General features: G+C 61.4%; 6 protein-coding genes. All 6 read left to right on the forward strand.

Going from position 1 to position 5,538, the window contains the following annotated elements; all coding sequences use genetic code 11:
• Nucleotides 1-552, forward strand: a 552-nt coding sequence (locus OQK_RS16060; protein WP_016773279.1) for a glutamate ligase domain-containing protein, incomplete at its 5' end; no start/stop codon positions are given.
• The gene (locus OQK_RS16065; protein WP_016773280.1) at nt 549-1,523 is read left to right on the forward strand and encodes a D-alanine--D-alanine ligase; all 975 of its coding nucleotides are present in this window, start codon (nt 549-551) and stop codon (nt 1,521-1,523) included. The genes OQK_RS16060 and OQK_RS16065, both read left to right, overlap by 4 nt.
• A gap of 4 nt (nt 1,524-1,527) precedes the next feature.
• Entirely contained in the window at nt 1,528-2,394 is an 867-nt protein-coding gene (locus OQK_RS16070) for a cell division protein FtsQ/DivIB (protein ID WP_016773281.1), read from the forward strand.
• A 15-nt stretch (nt 2,395-2,409) separates the two neighbouring features.
• Nucleotides 2,410-3,669: a cell division protein FtsA gene (ftsA, locus tag OQK_RS16075; RefSeq protein ID WP_016773282.1), complete on the forward strand. Its 1,260-nt coding sequence runs from the start codon at nt 2,410-2,412 to the stop codon at nt 3,667-3,669.
• Nucleotides 3,670-3,737: 68 nt separating this feature from the next.
• Nucleotides 3,738-4,934 (forward strand): cell division protein FtsZ, encoded by a 1,197-nt coding sequence (gene ftsZ, locus OQK_RS16080; protein WP_016773283.1) that lies wholly within the window; start codon nt 3,738-3,740, stop codon nt 4,932-4,934.
• Between the two features lie 112 nt (nt 4,935-5,046).
• Nucleotides 5,047-5,538 (forward strand): UDP-3-O-acyl-N-acetylglucosamine deacetylase (gene lpxC, locus OQK_RS31350; protein ID WP_038861002.1); only part of this gene is annotated, 492 nt, incomplete at its 3' end.

A 5,538-nucleotide genomic window follows, 5' to 3' on the forward strand; every position in this document is an offset into this window, starting at 1 on the left:
GAAGGCGTCAGCGATGAAGCCATCGTTCAGGGCCTGTCGGGCTTCCAGGGCGTTGGCCGACGCTTCCAGGTCTACGGCGAACTGCCAGTGGACGGCGGCAACGTGATGCTGGTCGACGACTACGGGCACCACCCGACCGAAGTCGCTGCCGTGATCAAAGCCGTGCGCGGTGGCTGGCCGGAGCGTCGTCTGGTGATGGTCTACCAGCCGCATCGCTACAGCCGCACCCGTGATCTGTACGACGACTTCGTCAATGTACTGGCCGACGCCAACGTGCTGTTGCTGATGGAAGTCTATCCGGCCGGCGAAGAGCCGATCCCGGGCGCCGACAGCCGCAAGCTGTGCAACAGCATCCGCCAGCGCGGTCAGCTCGACCCGATCTACATCGAGCGTGGCGTTGACCTGGCACCGCTGGTCAAGCCGCTGCTGCGCGCCGGCGACATTCTGCTGTGCCAGGGCGCTGGTGATATCGGCGGTCTCGCGCCGAAGCTGTTGAAAAGTGAATTGTTCGCCGGCGCCGTGGCGGCGCCGGTCGAGGGGAAGTTGAAATGACTGCTGCCTACGCCAAGCTGTTCTCCACCATCGCGCCGAAAGACTTCGGCCGCGTCGCCGTGCTCTTCGGCGGCCTGAGTGCCGAGCGTGAGGTTTCGCTGAAATCCGGCAACGCCGTGCTCGAGGCGCTGCAAAGCGCTGGCGTCGACGCGTTCGGTATCGATGTGGGCGAAGACTTCCTGCAGCGTCTGCTCAGCGAAAAGATCGACCGCGCGTTCATCATTCTCCACGGTCGCGGCGGTGAAGACGGCAGCATGCAGGGCCTGCTCGAGTGCGCCGGCATCCCTTACACCGGCAGCGGCATCCTCGCCTCGGCACTGGCGATGGACAAGCTGCGCACCAAGCAGGTCTGGCACAGTCTCGGGATTCCGACGCCGCGTCACGCCGTACTGTGCAGCGAAGCCGATTGTATTTCCGCAGCGACGGAACTGGGCCTGCCTTTGATCGTCAAACCGGCGCATGAAGGTTCAAGTATCGGGATGGCCAAAGTGAATTCTGCGTCCGAGTTGATCGACGCATGGAAAGCGGCCAGTACCTACGATTCGCAAGTGTTGGTCGAGCAATGGATTCAAGGTCCGGAGTTCACCATCGCCACCCTGCGTGACCAGGTGTTGCCTCCTATCGCCCTGGGTACACCGCACACGTTCTACGACTACGACGCCAAGTACATCGCCAACGATACCCAGTACCGCATTCCGTGCGGGCTCGACGCGGCCAAGGAACAGGAACTCATGGAACTCACGGCCAAGGCCTGTGAGGCGCTGGGTATCGCCGGTTGGGGCCGGGCGGACGTGATGCAGGACGCCGACGGGCAGTTCTGGTTCCTCGAAGTCAATACCGCACCGGGCATGACCGATCACAGCCTGGTGCCGATGGCGGCGCGGGCTGCCGGTCTGGATTTCCAGCAACTGGTTCTGGCCATTCTGGCCGCCAGCGTTGAAGACGCAGGCGCAACAGAGGCGCGAGGTTAAGACCATGCAAGGCGCTCATCTCAGACATCAGCCACCCGCACCCGGCCGCAAGCCGGTGCCGCGGGGTGCCAGCCGAATGGTGGCGAAAGAGCCGATGTCCGCGCGCCTGCCGAAAGCCAATTTCAGCTTTCTGAAAAGCCTGTTCTGGCCAGTGCTGCTGGTGGCGCTGGGCTTTGGCACCTACGAAGGCGCGCAGCGTCTGCTGCCGTACGCCGACCGGCCGATCAGCAAGGTCGCGGTGCAGGGCGACCTGAGTTACATCAGCCAGCAGGCGGTGCAGCAGCGAATCGCGCCGTTCGTGGCGTCGAGCTTCTTCACCATCGACCTCGCCGGCATGCGCAAAGAGCTGGAACAGATGCCATGGATCGCTCATGCCGAAGTGCGCCGGGTGTGGCCGGACCAGGTGGTGATCCGCCTCGAAGAGCAATTGCCGGTGGCCCGATGGGGCGACGAGTCGCTGCTGAACAATCAGGGTCAGGCATTTACCCCCAGAGAGCTGGCGAACTACGAACACCTGCCGCAGCTGTTCGGCCCACAACGGGCTCAGCAGCAGGTGATGCAGCAGTATCAGGTGCTGAGCCAACTGCTGCGGCCGCTGGGTTTTTCGATTGCACGCCTGGAATTGCGTGAACGCGGCAGCTGGTTCCTGACCACCGGTGCTGGCAGTTCCGGCCCCGGCATCGAGTTGCTGCTGGGACGCGGCAACCTGGTGGAAAAGATGCGCCGCTTCATCGCCATCTATGACAAGACGCTGAAAGAGCAGATTACGAACATTGCGCGCATCGATCTGCGCTACGCCAACGGCCTCGCTGTTGGCTGGCGGGAACCCGTAGCGCCGACGACAGCCCAACCCGCTGTCGCAAAGAATTAAGAAGAGGCAGGACCCATGGCAAACGTGCAAAGCGGCAAAATGATCGTCGGTCTGGATATCGGCACCTCCAAAGTGGTGGCGCTGGTAGGCGAGGTCGCGGACGACGGCCAGCTGGAAATCGTCGGGATCGGCACGCATCCGTCCCGCGGTCTGAAGAAGGGCGTGGTGGTCAACATCGAATCCACCGTGCAGTCGATCCAGCGCGCGATCGAAGAAGCCCAACTGATGGCCGGCTGCCGCATTCACTCCGCGTTCGTCGGCGTGGCCGGCAATCACATCCGCAGCCTGAATTCCCACGGCATCGTTGCGATCCGTGATCGCGAAGTCAGCTCGGCTGACCTTGAGCGTGTGCTCGACGCCGCCCAGGCCGTGGCGATCCCGGCTGACCAGCGCGTGCTGCACACCCTGCCGCAGGATTACGTGATCGATAACCAGGAAGGCGTGCGCGAGCCGCTGGGTATGTCCGGCGTGCGTCTGGAAGCCAAGGTTCACGTGGTCACCTGCGCCGTCAACGCTGCACAGAACATTGAAAAATGCGTGCGTCGCTGCGGTCTGGAAATCGACGACATCATTCTTGAGCAACTGGCCTCGGCCTACTCGGTGCTGACCGACGACGAAAAAGAACTGGGCGTGTGCCTGGTCGACATCGGCGGCGGCACCACCGACATCGCGATCTTCACCGAAGGCGCGATCCGCCACACCGCGGTGATCCCGATTGCCGGTGATCAGGTGACCAACGACATCGCCATGGCGTTGCGCACTCCGACCCAGTACGCCGAAGAGATCAAGATCCGTTACGCCTGCGCCCTGGCCAAACTGGCCGGTGCCGGCGAAACCATCAAGGTGCCGAGCGTTGGCGACCGTCCACCGCGCGAACTGTCGCGTCAGGCCCTGGCCGAAGTGGTCGAGCCGCGTTACGACGAACTGTTCACCCTGATCCAGGCCGAGCTGCGTCGCAGCGGCTACGAAGACCTGATCCCGGCGGGCATCGTGCTCACCGGTGGTACGTCGAAAATGGAAGGCGCCACTGAACTGGCCGAAGAGATCTTCCACATGCCGGTGCGCCTCGGTGTGCCGCATGGCGTGAAAGGTCTGGATGACGTGGTGCGCAACCCGATTTATTCCACTGGCGTTGGTTTGTTGATGTACGGCCTGCAGAAGCAGTCCGACGGAGTTTCGTTCTCCGGCATCGGCAGCCGCGACAGCTACAGCAGCGAAGAGCCTCAGGCGCCGCTGCTGGACCGACTGAAAAAGTGGGTTCAGGGTAATTTTTAAAAGCTTTACCGCAACACCGCTACAAACAGCAGTAGGCGAAAAAACTAGAGAATGTAAGGAGAGGGAAAATGTTCGAACTCGTAGACAACATCCCCGCAAGCCCGGTAATCAAAGTTATCGGTGTCGGCGGTGGCGGCGGCAACGCTGTCAATCACATGGTCAAGAGCAACATCGAAGGCGTTGAGTTCATCTGCGCCAACACCGATGCTCAAGCGCTGAAAAACATCGGCGCGCGGACCATCCTGCAACTGGGCACCGGCGTGACCAAAGGCCTGGGCGCCGGCGCCAATCCTGAGGTCGGCCGTCAAGCCGCTCTGGAAGACCGCGAGCGCATCGCTGAAGTGCTGGCCGGCACCAACATGGTGTTCATCACCACCGGCATGGGCGGCGGTACCGGTACCGGTGCAGCGCCGATCATCGCTGAAGTGGCCAAGGAAATGGGCATTCTGACCGTTGCGGTCGTGACCCGTCCGTTCCCGTTCGAAGGCCGCAAGCGTATGCAGATCGCCGACGAAGGCATTCGCATGCTTTCGGAAAGCGTCGACTCGCTGATCACCATTCCGAACGAAAAACTGCTGACCATCCTCGGCAAAGACGCAAGCCTCTTGTCGGCTTTCGCCAAGGCTGACGATGTTCTGGCCGGTGCCGTTCGCGGTATCTCCGACATCATCAAGCGTCCGGGCATGATCAACGTCGACTTCGCCGACGTACGCACCGTGATGAGCGAAATGGGCATGGCGATGATGGGCACTGGCTGCGCCAGCGGTCCGAACCGTGCACGTGAAGCTACCGAAGCGGCAATCCGCAACCCGCTGCTGGAAGACGTCAACCTGCAAGGCGCGCGCGGCATTCTGGTGAACATCACCGCCGGTCCTGACCTGTCCCTGGGTGAGTACTCCGACGTGGGTTCGATCATCGAAGCCTTTGCTTCCGAGCACGCGATGGTCAAGGTCGGTACCGTTATCGATCCGGACATGCGCGACGAGCTGCACGTAACCGTGGTTGCCACCGGTCTGGGCGCGAAAATCGAGAAGCCTGTGAAGGTTATCGACAACACCGTGCACACCTCGATGGCTTCGGCGCAGGTGCAACAACCGGCTCCGGCCCGTCAGGAGCAGCCAGCGGTGAACTACCGTGATCTGGACCGTCCGACCGTCATGCGCAACCAGGCTCAGGCCGGTGCTGCGGCTGCCGCGAAGATGAATCCGCAGGATGACCTGGATTACCTGGACATTCCGGCATTCCTGCGTCGTCAGGCCGATTGATGGAATGTATCAGGGCTATGAAGGTGATTGGTGTTCAGCAAAGGCATGGTCTGCTATCATCGCCAGCCTTTGTTGATACCAGTTCGCAATTTGCGCTGAAGCGGCCCAAGCCATGATTAAACAACGCACACTGAAAAATATTATCCGTGCCACAGGTGTAGGCCTGCACTCAGGTGAGAAGGTCTATCTGACCCTCAAGCCTGCGCCTGTCGACACTGGCATTGTGTTTTGTCGCGCTGACCTCGACCCTGTGGTGCAGATTCCTGCCCGCGCGGAAAACGTCGGTGAAACCACTATGTCGACGACGCTGATCAATGGCGACGTCAAAGTGGACACGGTAGAGCACTTGCTCTCGGCCATGGCTGGCCTGGGCATCGATAACGCCTACGTCGAGCTCTCCGCGTCCGAAGTCCCGATCATGGATGGCAGCGCTGGACCCTTCGTATTCCTGATTCAATCGGCTGGCTTGGAAGAGCAGGACGCCGCCAAGAAATTCATCCGCATCCTGCGTGAAGTGACAGTGGAAGACGGCGACAAGCGCGCCACTTTCGTCCCTTTCGAAGGCTTCAAGGTGAGCTTCGAGATCGATTTCGATCACCCGGTA

The sequence above is a fragment of the Pseudomonas sp. R62 genome, from assembly GCF_000257605.1.
In the GTDB taxonomy this organism is placed as follows: domain Bacteria; phylum Pseudomonadota; class Gammaproteobacteria; order Pseudomonadales; family Pseudomonadaceae; genus Aquipseudomonas; species Aquipseudomonas atacamensis.

Excerpts from the sequence above, each read along its gene's own strand:
- OQK_RS16065 (WP_016773280.1), top strand. The coding sequence starts at position 549 with ATGACTGCTGCCTACGCCAAGCTGTTCTCCACCATCGCGCCGAAAGAC.
- OQK_RS16070 (WP_016773281.1), top strand. The coding sequence starts at position 1,528 with ATGCAAGGCGCTCATCTCAGACATCAGCCACCCGCACCCGGCCGCAAG.
- ftsA (WP_016773282.1), top strand. The coding sequence starts at position 2,410 with ATGGCAAACGTGCAAAGCGGCAAAATGATCGTCGGTCTGGATATCGGC.
- ftsZ (WP_016773283.1), top strand. The coding sequence starts at position 3,738 with ATGTTCGAACTCGTAGACAACATCCCCGCAAGCCCGGTAATCAAAGTT.